We start from the raw sequence: 15350 nt of genomic DNA on the forward strand, positions 1-15350 counted from the left end.
GGCCGCGCCCTTATTGAGCAGGCAGCGGCGGCACGGAACGGGGTTGGCGATCCTCACCGATCGCCACGAAGGTGAAGGTCGCCTGGGTCACGCGATAGGATCGATCATCGTGACGGGCACGGCGCCACGCCTCGACATCGATCTTCATCGACGTGCGGCCGACTGACTTCAGCGTCGCGAATACCGACACCTCGTCGCCGACGATGACCGGACGGTGGAAGGTCATGCCTTCCACCGCGATCGTCACCGCACGGCCGTGGCTATATCGCGCCGCGACCGAACCCGCAGCCGAATCCATCAGGCTCATCAGCCAGCCGCCGAAGATATCCCCGTGGGGATTGGTATCGGCCGGCATGGCGATGACGCGCACCGCCGGGCTATGTTCCGGCGGCTGCTCGTCGATCTTCGCCATCAGGCCAGCATGCCCAGCGGATTTTCGATCAGTTCGCGGAACGCCTTCATCAGGCGAGCGCCATCGGCGCCGTCGATCGCGCGATGATCGAAGCTGCCGGTCGCCGACATGACGGTGGCGATCTGCAGGCTGTCATCGACCACGAAGGGACGCTTCTCGCCCGCGCCGATCGCCATGATCATGCCCTGCGGCGGGTTGATGACGGCTTCGAACTGCTTGATGCCGAACATGCCCATGTTCGACAGCGACGCGGTGCCGCCCTGATATTCGCTCGGCTGCAGCTTGCCGGCCTTGGCGCGATCGGCCAGATCCTTCATCTCGTTCGAGATGGCGGCCACGCCCTTGATGTCGGCACCGGTCACGATCGGGGTGATCAGGCCACCGGGGATCGACACCGCCACCGAAATATCGGCGCGCTTGAACTGAAGCATCTGGTCGCCGGCGAACTGCACGTTGCACTCGGGCACCTGCATCAGCGCGACGCCCAGCGCCTTGATCAGCAGGTCGTTGACCGACAGCTTGACGCCACGGCCCGACAGGCCGGCGTTCAGCTCGCCGCGCAGCTTCAGCAGCTTGTCGAGCTGAATGTCCACGGTCAGGTAGATGTGCGGCACCTGCTGCTTGGACTCGGTCAGGCGGCGCGCGATCGTCTTGCGCATGCCGTTGAGCTTGATGACTTCGTGCGGAATGCCGAAATCCTGCGCGGCGGCGGCCACCGGTGCCGGGGCAGCGGCAGGCGCGGCAGCGGCCGGGGCGGCAGCCGGCGCAGCGGCCTTGGCCGGGGCAGCAGCGGCGCCATCCAGGTCGGCCTTGACGATGCGGCCATTGGGACCAGAACCAGCGACAGCAGCCAGATCGACGCCCTTGGCTTCGGCCAGGCGACGGGCCAGCGGGCTCGCCTTCACGCGGCCTTCCGCCGGAGCGGCAGCAGGCGCAGCCACCTTCGCCGGCACCGGATCAGCCTTGGCGGCGGGGGCAGCCGCTTCGGCCTTGGCGGGGACCGCATCAGCCTTGGGCGCGGGGGCAGCGCCACCGCTGGCGGCCGCTGCGGCGACATCCTCGCCCTCTTCGGCGATGATCGCGATGACGGTGCCGACCTTCACGCCCTCGGCACCTTCCGACACCAGGATCTTGGCGACGGTGCCTTCATCGACCGCTTCGAATTCCATGGTGGCCTTGTCGGTCTCGATCTCGGCGAGAAGGTCGCCGGACGATACCTTGTCCCCTTCCTTGACCAGCCACTTGGCCAGCGTGCCCTCCTCCATGGTGGGGGACAGGGCAGGCATCTGGATCGTCTTGCTCATGCGTTCGGGGCCTCTTCTTGATTATCTGGCACGCGCCGTTTCGGAGCCCGTTTTCACCCTTTGGCCGGAACGGTCAAGGCCACGCCTTGCGCAAGGGCCCATAATGCCCCACATTTCACCTCGTTGGTTCGTCGGGGCAGTTTTGACGGGCCGGCAAGGCCGATTTTTGTTTCTCGGGGATATCGAACAATGCGGACATATCTGGTGGTCGTGGACGAATCGCCCGAAGCGGAAACCGCGCTGCGCTTCGCCGCGCGCCGCGCCGCCAAGACGGCCGGGACGATCCGCATCCTGGCCCTGATCCCGCCGTCCGAATTCGTCCAGTGGGGCGGCGTCCAGGCGACGATGGAGGATGAGGCGCTGCAACGGGCCGAAGCGCTGGTGACCAGCGCCGCCGGCACGCTGACCGACGAATCCGGCATCCGCCCCAGCATCACCGTGCGCCAGGGCGATCCCGTCGCGGTCGTGCGCAAGACGCTGGAGGAAATGGACGATGTCGCCGCCCTGGTCCTGGGCGCCGCCGCCAGCGGCCCGCCCGGGGCCCTGGTATCCCACTTCACCGGATCGGACGCGGGCAAGATGCCCTGCCCGATCATGATCATCCCCGGCGGTCTCGACAGCGACGCGATCGACCGGCTGAGCTGAACCAGGGCCGCAAGGCTTCTCCGCAGCAAAATGCGTCGCGCCCGCTCGCGTTGACGCCGCCCCATCAAGCGCCGGCCTCTCGCCGCTGCCGGCAATATCATGATGCCGCACGGTTGCGGCCAGCGCGGCATCCGACAATCGCGCAAGGGGAGAATGGTGCGCATCGAAGATCAGCCCCGACCGAAACACCGCATTGCGATCTTCTTCATCGCACCGGAACGGAAACATAACAGAAATCATTGTCGCAATTATCTTGGTTCAAATCGACTTTTCCGCATCGCCATTTCAATTCCGCTCAAACACAACAAAAACTTCATATTTCCTGAAATACAGGAAGACGCGCACCTTGTTTAACGCGATCTTCAACCTTGCAGGACAAGTTTGCGGCAATTCATCTCGTCATTGCGGAAGAACTTCCTCCATGAGCTTTGTTGCGCCGTCCAGTCTCGGTCCTTTCGCCAGCGCCTATCCGCTGTCGCCGACCATGCTGCAGCATAGCCTGACGGACCATCCGCTGCTCTCATTCGAAGCCCTGGCAAAAGCCAGCATCGACCTGCCACCGCAATTTGTCGAACGCCGGATCGGCAACGCCCCCAATGGCGGCGAATTCGCGATGGACCGCTCCGACGACACCGATGTCGCCACCGTCATTCGCTCGATCCAGACCAGCGGCAACTGGATCATGCTCCGCTTCGTCGAGCAACTGCCCGCCTATCGCGAGTTGCTGGCCAGGCTGATGGAGCAGATCGGCCCCGCAATTTCTCCAGCGACCGGTCCGGGGCTGACGGTGCGAGGCTTCATCTTCATTTCCGCGCCGGGAACGCTCACCCCGTTCCACTTCGATTGCGAATATAATATCCTCTTCCAGATCGCAGGCGACAAACAGTTCGCGACCTATCGCCCGATGGCACCATGGCTGCCGATCGACCGGCACGAAGCTTATTATGGCGGCGGCGACAATATGCTGCCCTGGAACGACGCCTATGAGGCGGATGCCGACATTCACCCCATGCAACCGGGCGACGGCCTGTTCATCCCCTATGCCTCGCCCCATTGGGTCAGGGCAGGCGCGGAGCCATCCATTTCGCTGTCGATCACCTGGCAGAGCCAGTGGAGCCAGGCGCTGGGCGATGCCATGCAGATCAATCCGCTGCTGCGGCGATGGGGCTTGCCCACCGGCGACGTGCCGATATGGCCCAAGGCGGCCAAATGGCGCTCGATCGGTTGCCGCGTGGCGCGCAAGGCCGGGCTGTTATGAGCCACCTTCCCGCCTCCGGCAGTTTCCAACCGGACGCCAGCCATGCCTGGCCGATGTCGGATGCCGCCCAACCCGTCGTCCGCATCCTGCGCCATACCGATCTGACGGCCGATGATCGCGCGCAGTGGGCAGCCCTGTCGGCCCTGGCCGGGGCCGCCAATATCTTCGTGCAGGACTGGTTCATGGACGCCGCCCTGAGCCACGCGCCTGATGGCGCTGACGTGCTTCTGGCCGTCGTCGCCCCCATCGATGGACCATGGCTGGGCGTCATGCCACTGATCGCTGCGCCACGCTTCGGCCGGTGGCCCGTTCGCATCTGGCGCAACTGGTCGGCGACCAACCAGTTCCTGGGTACGCCGCTGGTCATCGCGCAGTCCGCCGATCTGTTCTGGAAGAGCCTGTTCGCCTTCCTGGACCAGCGCGCAGGCGGGGAGATCATGCTGCATGTCGCCGGACTGGACGCCGACGATCCGGTCAGTATCGCCCTGTTCGACCGCTGCGAACGGGAAAGACGAGCATTCCACACCATCCATTGCCATGAACGTCCGGCCTATCGCGCCGGCAAGGAAGGGGAAGGCCGCGGCGACGCGAAAATGCGGAGCCGACTGCGCAGCCTGTCGAAGCGGCTGGAACAGGACCATGGCCCGGTCACGATCGACATTCTGGCGCCGGACGCGCCATGCACAGCCTGGATCGACGCGTTTCTGGACCTTGAGGCATCGGGCTGGAAAGGCCGGGGCGGCAGCGCATTGGCAAGCGACGGCGCGACCCAGGCCCTGTTTTGCGAAGTGATTGAGCGCGGTCATGCGAACGGCAGCGCCCGCCTCGCCACCCTGTCGGTCGGGGGCCGCGCGATCGCCATGTCGAGCTGGTTTGAAGCCGCCATCTGGGGCCATGGCTTCAAGATGGCGTTCGACGAGGATTATCGCGCTTATGCGCCGGGCCAGCTTCTGATGCGCGACATCAGGGATCGCATCGGAGTCCGCCCCGGCATGTCCTTCGACAGCTGCGTCCCACGCGGCGCCGGGCACTGCCATCGACTATGGGGCAGCAACCGGAAGATTGTCGATGGTGCCGTCGCGATCGGCTCGCCCTGGCAGCATGTCCAGTTCGACGCCCTGATGAAGGCGAGAGCTGCCTATGCGGCGATCAAGGCGCGCTTTCCCGACCGACCGGCGACCTGACACCAGGTCGTAACGACATGCCGCCTAGCTGCGGTCCAGGCCCAGCGCCCGATCATCGGCCGTTGCCGCCGCCATTTCGGCCTGGGCCGCGGCGATGCGTGCCTGCGCCTCGATCAGCTTGACCGCGGCATCGGTGGCCGCTTCCTCGCGACTATTGACCAGGAAGAAGTCGCTCGATCCCAGATCAAAGCGGCGCCGCTCTGCCTGGGCCAGTCGTTCGGCCAGATCGCGCTGCCGCCGGGTCGTATCCACCAGCACGCGCGCGGCGTCGACCTCGATGCCGATGCCGGCCACTTCGGTGCGGATCTTTTCCGCCAGATAGCGCTGCTTGACGGTGAGTTCGTCGATCTTCGCCTGGCTCTCGGCGACCTTGCCCCTCGCCTTGCGGTTCTGCAGCGGCACTTTGAAGGTCACGCCGACGATCACCTCCAGCGGCGTGCGGCTATAGCCCCCCAGACCCTGGGCACCGACATCCTTGGCGACCTGCCCCTCGAAATCCAGCTTGGGGCGGGTGTCGTTCTGGGCCAGCGCCAGCTTGACCGAGGCGTTATCGATTTCCTCCAGCAGGATGCCGAAGTCGGGACGATCCTCGATCGCGAACAGAGGGTTGATCCGCAGGCCGTCGAACGCGGCAGCGGACGCGGGCAGGCGCGCGGCATCGACGAGGATCGGCAAGCCGTCCGCATCGCGATAATAGAGCGAGAAGCTGTTGGCCGCCGCCATGAACTCCTGCCGCGCCTGCACCACCAGCGCCTCGCGCTTGACCATGTTGGCTTCGTTTTCGGTCAGCAATATCGCGGATTTGGCACCCAGCTGCACCTGACGCGCAATGCCCTGGCTGCGGCTTTCGGCCAGATCATAGAGCGCCTCATAGGCCTTGAGCTTGAGGCCGCTCGCCACCCATTTCTGATAGGCGGCAATGGCGCGCGCCTGCACGCCGATGGCGGTCGCCCGCGTTTCGAAGCGCGCAATGTCGATATCGTTGCCGGCGATTTGCGACGCGGATCGCCGTGCGTCGATCAGGCGATCGCGCATCAGGGCATAGAGCGCCCCGATCTTCAGTTCGCCCGCGCGATTGGTATAGGCCTTGTCCTCGTAGACCGGGAAATCCCCGCGTGAATTGCGATATTGGCCATAGACATAGCCGCCGTTGGCGGTGAGCGGGCGTTCGACCTTGCTGTCGATCAGCGTGCCGTCATAATAGCCCTCGACCCGGCTGCGGGCATCCACGGAAAACACCGTGTCGAACGCGCCCTGTGCGCTGATCGCGCGCCCTTCGGCCTGACGCGCGCGCGCCAGGGCGGCAATGATATCGGGCGCCGAGCGGGCCGAGGATTGCAGCACCTCGTCCAGCGTCAGCGGCGTCGAGGGCTGTCCTGCGGTCGGCGCAGGTGTCGCATCGACCGACAGGGCTGCACCGGCCGCGCAGGGCATGGTGCCCGCCCCCATGACCGCGACCAGCATGGGCAGCGCCATCGCGCGCCACATCGTCACTTCTTCTTCTCGATCGAACTCTTGTCGTCCTTGGGCGCTTTCACCTCGCCCTTGCCGGCCACCTGATCCTGGCCGAAGTTGAGCGGGAAGTCGTTGAGCTGGCGCCACAATTCATACCAGACCGGCACCGTGTCGCCCTGCACCCAGCCCAGCACCTTGCTGCCCTGACGGACGAAGCGTCGCTCCGGCCAGGCGGTCTTGCCCGGCGCCTGTTCCACCAAGATGCGGAACAACCCGTCGGTGCGCGGCGTGGGGTCAACCGACCGCACCTGGCCGTCATAGATACCAACAGCAAAAGCCGGCCAGCCACTGAACTGGAAGGCCGGGAAGCCCTCAAATTCCAGCCGCACGGAGCGCCCCGGCTCGACCAGCGGCACGTCGCGCCCGTCGACATACAGCTCGACCGCGCGGGTGATATTCTCGGGCGCGATCGTCGCCAGCACCGTGCCGGACGAGATCAGCGCGCCGCCCGCTGCGGCATTCAGATCCTGCACCCGGCCTTCGCGCGGCGCCGAGACGATCTGCGCCGAACTTTGCGCGAGCTTGATCTCGATCTGCTTGAGCTTCGCGCGCGCTTCGGCGAGCTTCGCGTCCACGTCGGCGACCTTGATCTGGGTCTGCTCATAATCGCGCCGGGCGGCCAGCCCTTCGGCATAGAGCTGGCTGGTGCGATTGACGTCGATCATCGCGGTGGCCCGCGCCTGCTGGACCGCCGCGATCTGCGCCTCGACCTGCGCCTTTTCCCCGGCCAGCCGGGCGAGGAAATCGGGATCGACATCGACCACCCGGACGATCGGATCACCGGCGCGGACATGATCACCGTCCCTGACGTAGAACTCGGCGACGCGGCCGCTCACCAGCGAAGATACGTCGCGGGCGCGGTCCTGCGCGCTCAGCGTCGTGACCTGACCACCGCCCTGCGCCGTCTGCTGCCAGGGCACGAACAGGATCGCCAGCACGAGCAGGACGCCCATCAGGATGAGCCAAGCGACGGTCGTCACCAGTCGGGGCGGCCGCAACTGGGCGAGCGATGGGAAATGTTCGGCCTGGGCGCGATCGAGCGTCATGGCTGCGCCTCCCGCGCCGCAACGAAGCGGGCAAATTCATCCTTGTCGGTGAACCGTTGCTGCGCGCGCGCGCCAACCCAATACCAGGCGTCAAGGTCGAGCGCTTCGGGGCGCCCGCTGCTCAGCAGCACGGTCGTGCCCGCTGCCCGCAGTTCGGCCAATGTCGCCTTGAGGCTGGCAATCGGCATCATGTCGTAAAGTTGCGACAACAGCAGCACGCGCGGACGGCTGAGCAGGGCATTGGCAAGCTTGAGCTGCATCACTTCGACGATCGACAGCGGCGAGCCGGAGCTGGCGAGCTGGGTATCCAGCCCATGCGGCAGCCTGGCGAGCCGTGCGCCCAGGCCAACCCGTTCCAGCGCATTCATGATCCGCGCCCCATCCATGTCGCGGCCTTCGGCGAACGAGAGATATTCGCGCAGGGTGACGTCGATGATGGTCGGGCGATTGAGCACCATCACCGCCGATCGCAGCAGATACATGTCGAAACTGCCTAATTCGCTGCCGCCGATCAGGACGATGCCGCTGTCGGGCGCGGCGTGGCGCTTGAGCAGCAGCGCCAGGGCGCTCTCCATGCCCGGTTCGGCCAGGATCACCGCCTGTTCGCCGCTCGCAATCTCGAAATTGATCTGGGCCTTGTCGATCTCGACATCGCGGAAGCGCACCGATCCGTCGCGCGGCGCCTCCCCGCGCTGGCCCAGCCGCTCCTGCGGGATGGCCAGGATTTGCGACAGCTCCTCGCTGCTCGCGACCAGATCATAGAAGGTGTCGAGATAGGAACCGAGCTGGTAGATGCCGTAGAAGACGCCGGACAGGATCAGTTCCGCCGCGACCAGCTGCCCGATCGAAAGCTGGCCGGCCAGGATCAGATTGCCGCCGAGCGCGAGCAAGGCAGCCGCCGCAAAGGCATAGACCAGGAAATAACCGAGCGTCTGCGCGAAACTATAGCGGAAATAGCGGCGATGCGCGGCAATATAGTCGGCAATGACCGTTTCGGAGCGGTCCATCGCGAAATTGAGATGGCGGGCCGATTTGTAGAAGCCGTTGGAACCGCCAACGCTTTCCAGCCAGTGCGCGGCATTATGCTTGGCATGGCTGACGCCCACTGCGCCGGTGATCGCGCCATGCCGCCAGGCCAGCCAGATCATCAGGCACACCGTCACCAGCACCAGGTTGAAGGCCAGGAAGAAGGGATGGTAGAAACTGGTCACCACCAGTCCCACCGCCCCCTGCAGCACGATGGTGAAGGCGCCGATCACCAGGCTGGGCACCGATTTCTGGACGATCACCATGTCGAAATAGCGGTTGAACAGGCTGCCCCGGCTTTCATCGACGAAGAAGGGGTTCTGCGCATGGACCGCGCGCACGGTGATTTCCGCGACCACCCGCGCAAAGATGCGGCGTTCGAAGATCGCCAGCAGATAGACGCGCAGCGCGCTCAGCCCCGCCACGACCAGCAGCAGCGCCAGCAGCACGCCGGACAGGATCCACAAGGGCGCGACCAGCGCGGTGCGCGCTACCGAGTTGATCAGCAGTTGCACGGAGATGGGGGTAGCAAGCGACAACAGGCTGATCGCCACCGTATAGACGATCCCGACATTCACATAGCTGCGGTCAGGCCCGACGACCTCCGACAGCCACGCGGCCGCCTGCCGCAAGCCGAAACGCTCACTCGCCAACTCGACACCTGTTCCCTGCCAGCCTCATCGAAAGCGCCCCTAACCGCGGCGATTACGGCCCACAATGGCTTATGCTGCACAGCAACATAAACTTATGAAGCGTTTGCAGAATGGTGCAGGCATCGGGGCAAATGCTGCCCTCCCGGCCAGAAGTTCCCCGCTCTGGAGGGGGCAGATCGGTCCTTCAGCCAAATTGCGCGAGGAACTCCCGCCCGGTCATTGGCAGCGAGAACATCGGAAAATCCTTGGTGATGGCCACGCGCTGTTCCTCCTCGCCGATGGTGGCGCAGCAGTCGATCAGCGTCGCGACATGATAGCCGCGTTCATAGGCGGAGCGCATGGTGGATTCGACGCAGCAATTGGTGAGAAAGCCGGCAATGGCCAGGTGCGTGATGCCGTGCTGGCGCAGGATGAAGTCGATATTGGTGCTGGCGAAACAGTCCAGGCCACGCTTGCCCTCCACCACGATCTCGCCATCGATCGGCGCCATCGCATCGGCAATCTGCGCGCCCCAACTGCCACGGCGAAAGGCCCTGGCGGCGATCACGCCGGCAAGGATGCCATAGGGCCGGGTCGACAGTTCGGGATAGCCCTCCGCAAAGCTGATCGGCACATGAAGGATGGTGAGCCCCGCCTGGCGCGCGCCATCCAGCAGGGCGACGCTGTTCGCCAGCATATTGGTGGCGCGCATCACATCCCGGACCGCCTCATGCTGGGCACCGCCCTCGCTGACGAAATCATTCTGATATTCGATCAGGACGATGGCGGTCTTGTCCGGCTTCATGCTCTTGCTCCGGTTGAGGGTCAGGCCATGTCGGGCATCTGGTCGAGATATTTGTCGAGCGTCAGCGGATAGTCGCGCACGCGGATGCCGGTGGCATTGTAGATGGCGTTGGCGATTGCCGATCCGGGACCGCATATGCCCAGTTCCCCCACACCCTTCGCCTTCAGCGGCGAGACCACCGGATCGAGCGTGTCGAGGAAGATGCATTCCTGATGCGGGATGTCGGCGTGGACCGGCACTTCATAGCCGGCAAGATCGTGATTGACGAAGAAGCCGAAGCGGGTGTCGACCGCCAGTTCCTCCATCAGGGCGGAGCCGGCCGACATGACCATGGCACCGATCACCTGGCTGCGCGCCGACAGCGGATTGAGGATGCGGCCGGCATCGCACACCGCCAGCATGCGGCGGATGCGGGTTTCGCCGGTATAGGCGTTGACCGCGACTTCGGCGAAATGGCCGGCATAGGTGCCGACGTCATAGCCCTTCTTGAAATCGCCGAAGCTGATTTCATCCTCCGCCGTCAGGGCGCCGGCATCGGTCAGCGCCATGCGGCGACCGCCCGCATCGATCCGGCCGTCGGCAAAGGTCGCGCTATCGGCGTCGAACCCCAGTTTCTGGCCGATCGCGCGGCGCAACGCCACGCAGGCGGCATAGACGCCGGCGGTCGAACTGGCCGCGCCCCATTGGCCGCCCGAACCCGATGAAGCGGGAAAATCGGAATCGCCCAGCACCACTTGGACCCGATCGAGCGGCACGCCCATGGTTTCCGCCGCGGTCTGGGCGATGATCGTGTAGCTGCCGGTACCGATGTCGGTCATGTCGGTTTCGATGGTGATACGGCCATCCGTGCCGAGCCGTGCGCGCGCGCCGGAGGTCGCCGTCGGCCCGCCGCGATAGCCCGCCGCTACGCCCATGCCGATCAGCCAGGCGCCCTCGCGGCGCTGCCCCGGTTTGGCGCTGCGCTGCGTCCAGCCGAACCGCTCCGCCCCTTCGCGCAGGCAGCGGACCAGATTGCGATCGGAAATGCGCTGGTTCGCGTTAGCAGGCACCGTCCCTTCGGGCTCATTGCGGATGCGCAGTTCGATCGGGTCCATGCCAAGCTTTTCGGCCAGTTCGTCGATCGCCACTTCCAGCGCCAGATGCCCCGGCGCTTCGCCGGGCGCGCGCATCGCATTGCCTTCCGGCAGGTCGAGCATGGCGACATGATTGGCGGTCATGCGATTGGCGCCGGCATAGACTTTGGGCGTCTGGGCCGTGCCATCCTCGCCATCGGTGCCGTTGATGTTGCTCGACCAGTTTTCATGACCGATCGCCGTGATCCGCCCGTCGTGCTCCGCGCCGATACGGATGCGCTGGATCGTCGCCTGGCGGTGGGTCGCGTTATTGGCCATCAGCGGGCGCTGCACGGCAATCTTGACCGGCCGTCCGGCCGCCTTGGCGCCCAGCGCCGCCAGCACGGCATCCGCCCGCACGAACAGCTTGCCGCCGAAACCGCCGCCAATATAGGGCGAATCCACCCGCACATTGGCAGGGTCGATGCCCAGGATCTTGCTCATGCTCTGCTTGGCCCAGGCGATCATCTGGTTGGACGTCCAGAGCGTCAGCCTGTCGCCCTCCCAGGCGGCGATGGTGGCGAACGGTTCCATCATCGAATGGCTTTCGTTCGCGGTGCTGTACCGCGCGTCGAGCTTCACCGGTGCCGCGGCGAAGGCGGCGGCGAAATCGCCCTGACTGCTGGTGTCGGGCTTGCCCCCCTGCCCCTTGGCCAGCGGCGCGGCCGGGGCGACGGCAGGAAAATCGAACACGCCCTTGTCGCGCACATAATCGGTGCGGATGAGCGCCGCGGCGGCGCGCGCCTGCTCGAAGCTTTCGGCCACCACGCAGGCGATCGCCTGATGATAATGATGGATGTCGCTGCCGCCGAACAGCGGGGCATAATTCATCATGCCCTTGCCGACCGGCTTGGTATCGGGGGCGGTGACGATGGCAATCACGCCCGGCGCGGCGCGCGCGAGGCTGGTGTCCATCGCCGCGATCCGTCCCTTGGCAATGGCCGATCCGACGACGAAGCCATAGGCCTGGTTGGCGATGACATCATGGCGTTCGGCGGCATAGGGCGCCTGGCCGGTCGTCTTGAGCGGGCCGTCGATCCGGGGCGTCGACTTGCCGACGATCTTGGCCTGATCGAACAGATTGGCCTTGGCGGGGGCATCGAATTTCATGGGATCAACTCCTCGCCTGGGCCATGAGCGACGCCAGCGTCCGCTCGGCCAGTTTCAGCTTGAACCTGTTGTCCTCGGTTGGGCGGGCATCGGCAAAGACCTTCTCCGTCACGGCGCGCGCGCCGCCTGGAAAGGCGGCTTCGGCCGCTTCCACTCGCCAGGGTCGATGGGCGACGCCGCCAAATGCCACGCGTCCGCTACCGTCCTTCTGGATAATGGTGGCGACCGAAACCAAAGCGAAGGCATAGGAGGCGCGGTCGCGCACCTTGTAATAGAGCTGGGTGCCGCCGATCGGCTTGGGCAGGGTGACGGCGGTGATCAGTTCGCCAGCCTCCAGCACATTGTCACGCTGCGGCTCATTGCCGGGCAGGCGATGGAAGTCGGCAAAATCGATTGCGCGCTTCGCGCCATCGGCCTTCACCGTCTCGACCTTCGCATCGAGCAGGCGCAGCGCCACGCCCATGTCGCCGGGATAGGTGGCGATGCACTGGTCCGACGAACCGATGACGGCCAGCTGCCGGGAAAAGCCGCCGATCGCCGCGCAGCCGGTGCCGGGCCGACGCTTGTTGCAGGGCATGTTGGTGTCGTAGAAATAGGGACAGCGGGTTCGCTGCAGCAGGTTCCCCGCTGTCGTCGCCTTGTTGCGCAGCTGGCCGCTGGCGCCGGCGACGATAGCACGGGCCAGGACGCCATAGTCACGGCGGACCGCCATGTCCGACGCCAGCGCCGTGTTGGTAACGAGCGCGCCGATCCGCAGCCCGCCCTCCGCCGTCTTCTCGATCTGGTCGAGCTTCAGATCCTGGACATCGACCAGATGGGTCGGCGTCTCGATCTCCAGCTTCATCAGGTCGAGCAAATTGGTGCCGCCAGCCAGATATTTGGCGCCAGGCCGGCCGGCCACGGCGGCGGCGGCCTGCTCGGGCGTCTTCGCCCGTTCATAGGTGAAGCTCTTCATGCCTTTGCTCCCGCGACCTGCGCCATGGCCTGCGCGATGTTGGAATAGGCGCCGCAGCGGCAGAGATTGCCACTCATCCGCTCGCGCATCTCGATATTGGAATAGTCCGGGGCGCGGGTGATGTCCGTCTGGACATGACTGGGCACCCCCTGCTCTATTTCCTTGAGCACGGCAACGGCAGAGCAGATCTGCCCCGGCGTGCAATAGCCGCACTGATAGCCGTCATGGGCGATGAAGGCGGCCTGCATCGGATGCAGATTGTCGGGCATGCCCAGCCCTTCGATCGTGGTGATCTCGTCGCCCTGATGCTGCAGCGCCAGGCTGAGGCAGCTGTTGATGCGGGTGCCGTTGACCATCACGGTGCAGGCGCCGCACTGGCCATGATCGCAGCCCTTCTTGGTGCCGGTCAGCTTGAGATGTTCGCGCAGCGCGTCGAGCAATGTCGTGCGGGTGTCGAGCTTCAACTGCTGTCGCTTGCCATTCACGACGAAGTCCACCGCCATCATTGGCGGCGACGCAGCGGCAGACGGCTGCGCCTGCACTGGCGCTGGAATGACGGCAACCGTCGCGGAGGCGGCACCGCCCGCCAATATGCCGCGTCGCGACACGCCCATATCCGGAAAATCGGCCATGAAAATCTCCCCTGCAGACGCTGGTTGCGCGCTCTATCGAAGAAAAACTGGCGGCCGTCTTCCGGCCTGCCATCTACCCAGATGGAGGATAACACAGGAAAGGCCGTTCAGGTTCATGCGATGATCGGCATGATGTCATGATCGGGAATCATGAATGCCGCGAAGATTGCAACAGCTTCCGATGGCTGTCCATCATGCAGAGCGGCCCCTCCCCGGCCGATCCAGCCAACAAATCTCCAGCTATTTGGGTTCGAAAATACTGCCTAATAGAATCAGCAAACGTTTGCATATCTATCATCACTCTGTATGATCGACGACAGAAAGGTCGCAAGGGCGACGGAGAGGATCTATGCGGGACAGAGCCAGAAAACCACGAATGCATCTGTCACGCATCGTCGAAATGAATCTCGGTTTCCTCGGCATCCAATTCTCCTTTGGCCTGCAACAGGCCAATATGGGGCCGATCTATCGCTATCTTGGCGCGGATGAGACGCATTTGCCGCTGCTCTGGCTGGCGGGGCCGGTTACCGGCCTGCTCGTGCAACCGATCGTGGGCGCATTGAGCGACCGGACGGTCAGCCGCTGGGGGCGGCGCACGCCCTATTTCCTGATCGGCGCCATATTGTGCAGCCTGGGCCTGCTGATGATGCCCTACAGCCCGACGCTCTGGTTTGCGGCCAGCCTGCTCTGGATGCTGGATGCGGCGAACAACATCACCATGGAGCCCTATCGCGCCTATGTCAGCGATCGGCTGGACGAGAGCCAGCGATCGGTCGGTTTCCTGACGCAAAGTGCCTTTACCGGCCTTGCCCAGACGCTGTCCTATCTGGCGCCCACCCTCCTGGTGTGGTGGGGCTTCGATGCCGATCTGGTCGATGCGAACGGCATACCGGACGTGACCCGGATCGCCTTTCTGATCGGCGCAGTCATTTCCATCTCGACGATCCTGTGGTCCGTGCTGCGCGTGCCCGAACTGCCGCTGCCGGCGGAGGAGATTGCACGCATGCGCGGCGAGCGGCTGTCCTTCGGCACGGCGCTGCGCGACTTCATGGCGGCTGTGCGCGACATGCCTGTCGCCATGCGCCAGCTTGCCCTGTCGATGCTGCTGCAATGGTTCGCCATGTTCGCCTATTGGCAGTTCATCAGCTTCGCGCTGGCCCGCTCCATTTTCGACACGGCCGATCCGAAGAGCAGCGGCTTTCGCCAGGCGGTGCTGCTCACCGGCCAGGCGGGCGCGCTCTACAATGCCGTCGCCTTCCTCGCCGCCTTCGCCATGGTGCCGCTCAGTCGGCGGATCGGGTCGCATTATGTCCATGCCGTCGCGGTCGCCTTGTCCGGCGCTGCGATGCTGGCCATCCCCGGCACCAGCGATAGCACGCACCTGTTCCTGCTGATGATCGGCATCGGCATTGGCTGGGCCAGCATGATGGGCAATCCCTATGTCATGCTGGCCAACGCCATCCCGCCCGAGCGGACCGGGGTCTATATGGGCATTTTCAACATGTTCATCGTCATTCCCATGCTGCTTGAAACGCTGATCGTGCCGGTCATCTACCACCCGCTGCTGGGCAGCGATCCGCGTAACATCCTGTTGATGAGTGGTGTGATGATGATCGCCGCCGGGGCCGCCACCCTGATCGTCAGGAAACCCCGAAAGAATTGATACAGCCGCGATCCGGATTGTCCCCCGTCCTTCCCTGGCCTAGACGATAGG

Annotated in this window: 14 protein-coding genes; 5 read left to right on the forward strand and 9 right to left on the reverse strand. The window is 64.8% G+C overall.

The window, feature by feature from the left end; translation table 11 throughout:
- Positions 1 to 10: 10 nt before the first annotated feature.
- Together U0025_RS11890 and U0025_RS11895 are read right to left on the reverse strand one after the other, a co-directional pair.
- Positions 11 to 412, reverse strand: a complete 402-nt coding sequence (locus U0025_RS11890) for an acyl-CoA thioesterase (protein ID WP_004207606.1) — start codon at positions 410 to 412, stop codon at positions 11 to 13.
- Positions 412 to 1716, reverse strand: coding sequence for a pyruvate dehydrogenase complex dihydrolipoamide acetyltransferase (locus U0025_RS11895; RefSeq protein WP_004207607.1), 1305 nt, complete (start codon positions 1714 to 1716; stop codon positions 412 to 414). The genes U0025_RS11890 and U0025_RS11895 overlap by 1 nt, the downstream gene beginning before the upstream one ends.
- A 189-nt stretch (positions 1717 to 1905) precedes the next feature.
- Here U0025_RS11895 and U0025_RS11900 point away from each other — a divergent pair, with 189 nt between their 5' ends.
- From U0025_RS11900 to U0025_RS11915, 4 genes are all read left to right on the forward strand, one after another.
- Positions 1906 to 2361 (forward strand): universal stress protein, encoded by a 456-nt coding sequence (locus U0025_RS11900; protein ID WP_004207608.1) that lies wholly within the window; start codon positions 1906 to 1908, stop codon positions 2359 to 2361.
- 99 nt (positions 2362 to 2460) lie between these two features.
- Positions 2461 to 2715 (forward strand): hypothetical protein, encoded by a 255-nt coding sequence (locus tag U0025_RS11905; RefSeq protein WP_139278831.1) that lies wholly within the window; start codon positions 2461 to 2463, stop codon positions 2713 to 2715.
- 67 nt (positions 2716 to 2782) lie between these two features.
- On the forward strand, positions 2783 to 3619 hold the full coding sequence (locus tag U0025_RS11910) for a cupin domain-containing protein (RefSeq protein WP_004207609.1): 837 nt from the start codon (positions 2783 to 2785) through the stop codon (positions 3617 to 3619).
- Positions 3616 to 4803 (forward strand): GNAT family N-acetyltransferase, encoded by a 1188-nt coding sequence (locus U0025_RS11915; protein ID WP_037490247.1) that lies wholly within the window; start codon positions 3616 to 3618, stop codon positions 4801 to 4803. Before U0025_RS11910 ends, U0025_RS11915 begins: the two co-directional genes overlap by 4 nt.
- Positions 4804 to 4827: 24 nt before the next feature.
- On the opposite strand, the gene U0025_RS11920 is transcribed toward U0025_RS11915, so the two are convergent.
- From U0025_RS11920 to paoA, 7 genes are all read right to left on the reverse strand, one after another.
- Entirely contained in the window at positions 4828 to 6291 is a 1464-nt protein-coding gene (locus U0025_RS11920) for a TolC family protein (protein ID WP_004207611.1), read from the reverse strand.
- Positions 6292 to 6293: 2 nt separating this feature from the next.
- The gene (locus U0025_RS11925; protein WP_004207612.1) at positions 6294 to 7364 is read right to left on the reverse strand and encodes an HlyD family secretion protein; all 1071 of its coding nucleotides are present in this window, start codon (positions 7362 to 7364) and stop codon (positions 6294 to 6296) included.
- Positions 7361 to 9043: an ATP-binding cassette domain-containing protein gene (locus tag U0025_RS11930; protein ID WP_004207613.1), complete on the reverse strand. Its 1683-nt coding sequence runs from the start codon at positions 9041 to 9043 to the stop codon at positions 7361 to 7363. The genes U0025_RS11925 and U0025_RS11930 overlap by 4 nt, the downstream gene beginning before the upstream one ends.
- Positions 9044 to 9227: 184 nt before the next feature.
- Complete coding sequence (locus tag U0025_RS11935; protein WP_004207614.1) at positions 9228 to 9827, reverse strand: cysteine hydrolase family protein; 600 nt, start codon at positions 9825 to 9827, stop codon at positions 9228 to 9230.
- A gap of 20 nt (positions 9828 to 9847) precedes the next feature.
- Positions 9848 to 12049: an aldehyde oxidoreductase molybdenum-binding subunit PaoC gene (gene paoC, locus U0025_RS11940; RefSeq protein WP_004207615.1), complete on the reverse strand. Its 2202-nt coding sequence runs from the start codon at positions 12047 to 12049 to the stop codon at positions 9848 to 9850.
- 4 nt (positions 12050 to 12053) lie between these two features.
- A complete protein-coding gene (locus U0025_RS11945) occupies positions 12054 to 13004 on the reverse strand; it encodes an FAD binding domain-containing protein (RefSeq protein WP_004207616.1) in 951 nt (316 codons plus the stop codon).
- On the reverse strand, positions 13001 to 13636 hold the full coding sequence (paoA, locus tag U0025_RS11950; protein ID WP_004207617.1) for an aldehyde dehydrogenase iron-sulfur subunit PaoA: 636 nt from the start codon (positions 13634 to 13636) through the stop codon (positions 13001 to 13003). Before paoA ends, U0025_RS11945 begins: the two co-directional genes overlap by 4 nt.
- Before the next feature lie 376 nt (positions 13637 to 14012).
- On the opposite strand from paoA, the gene U0025_RS11955 reads away from it, so the two are divergent.
- On the forward strand, positions 14013 to 15299 hold the full coding sequence (locus tag U0025_RS11955; RefSeq protein WP_139278832.1) for an MFS transporter: 1287 nt from the start codon (positions 14013 to 14015) through the stop codon (positions 15297 to 15299).
- The last annotated feature ends 51 nt before the right edge of the window (positions 15300 to 15350 follow it).

Origin of the sequence: Sphingobium yanoikuyae, from assembly GCF_034424525.1 — a bacterium.
Lineage (GTDB): Bacteria > Pseudomonadota > Alphaproteobacteria > Sphingomonadales > Sphingomonadaceae > Sphingobium > Sphingobium yanoikuyae.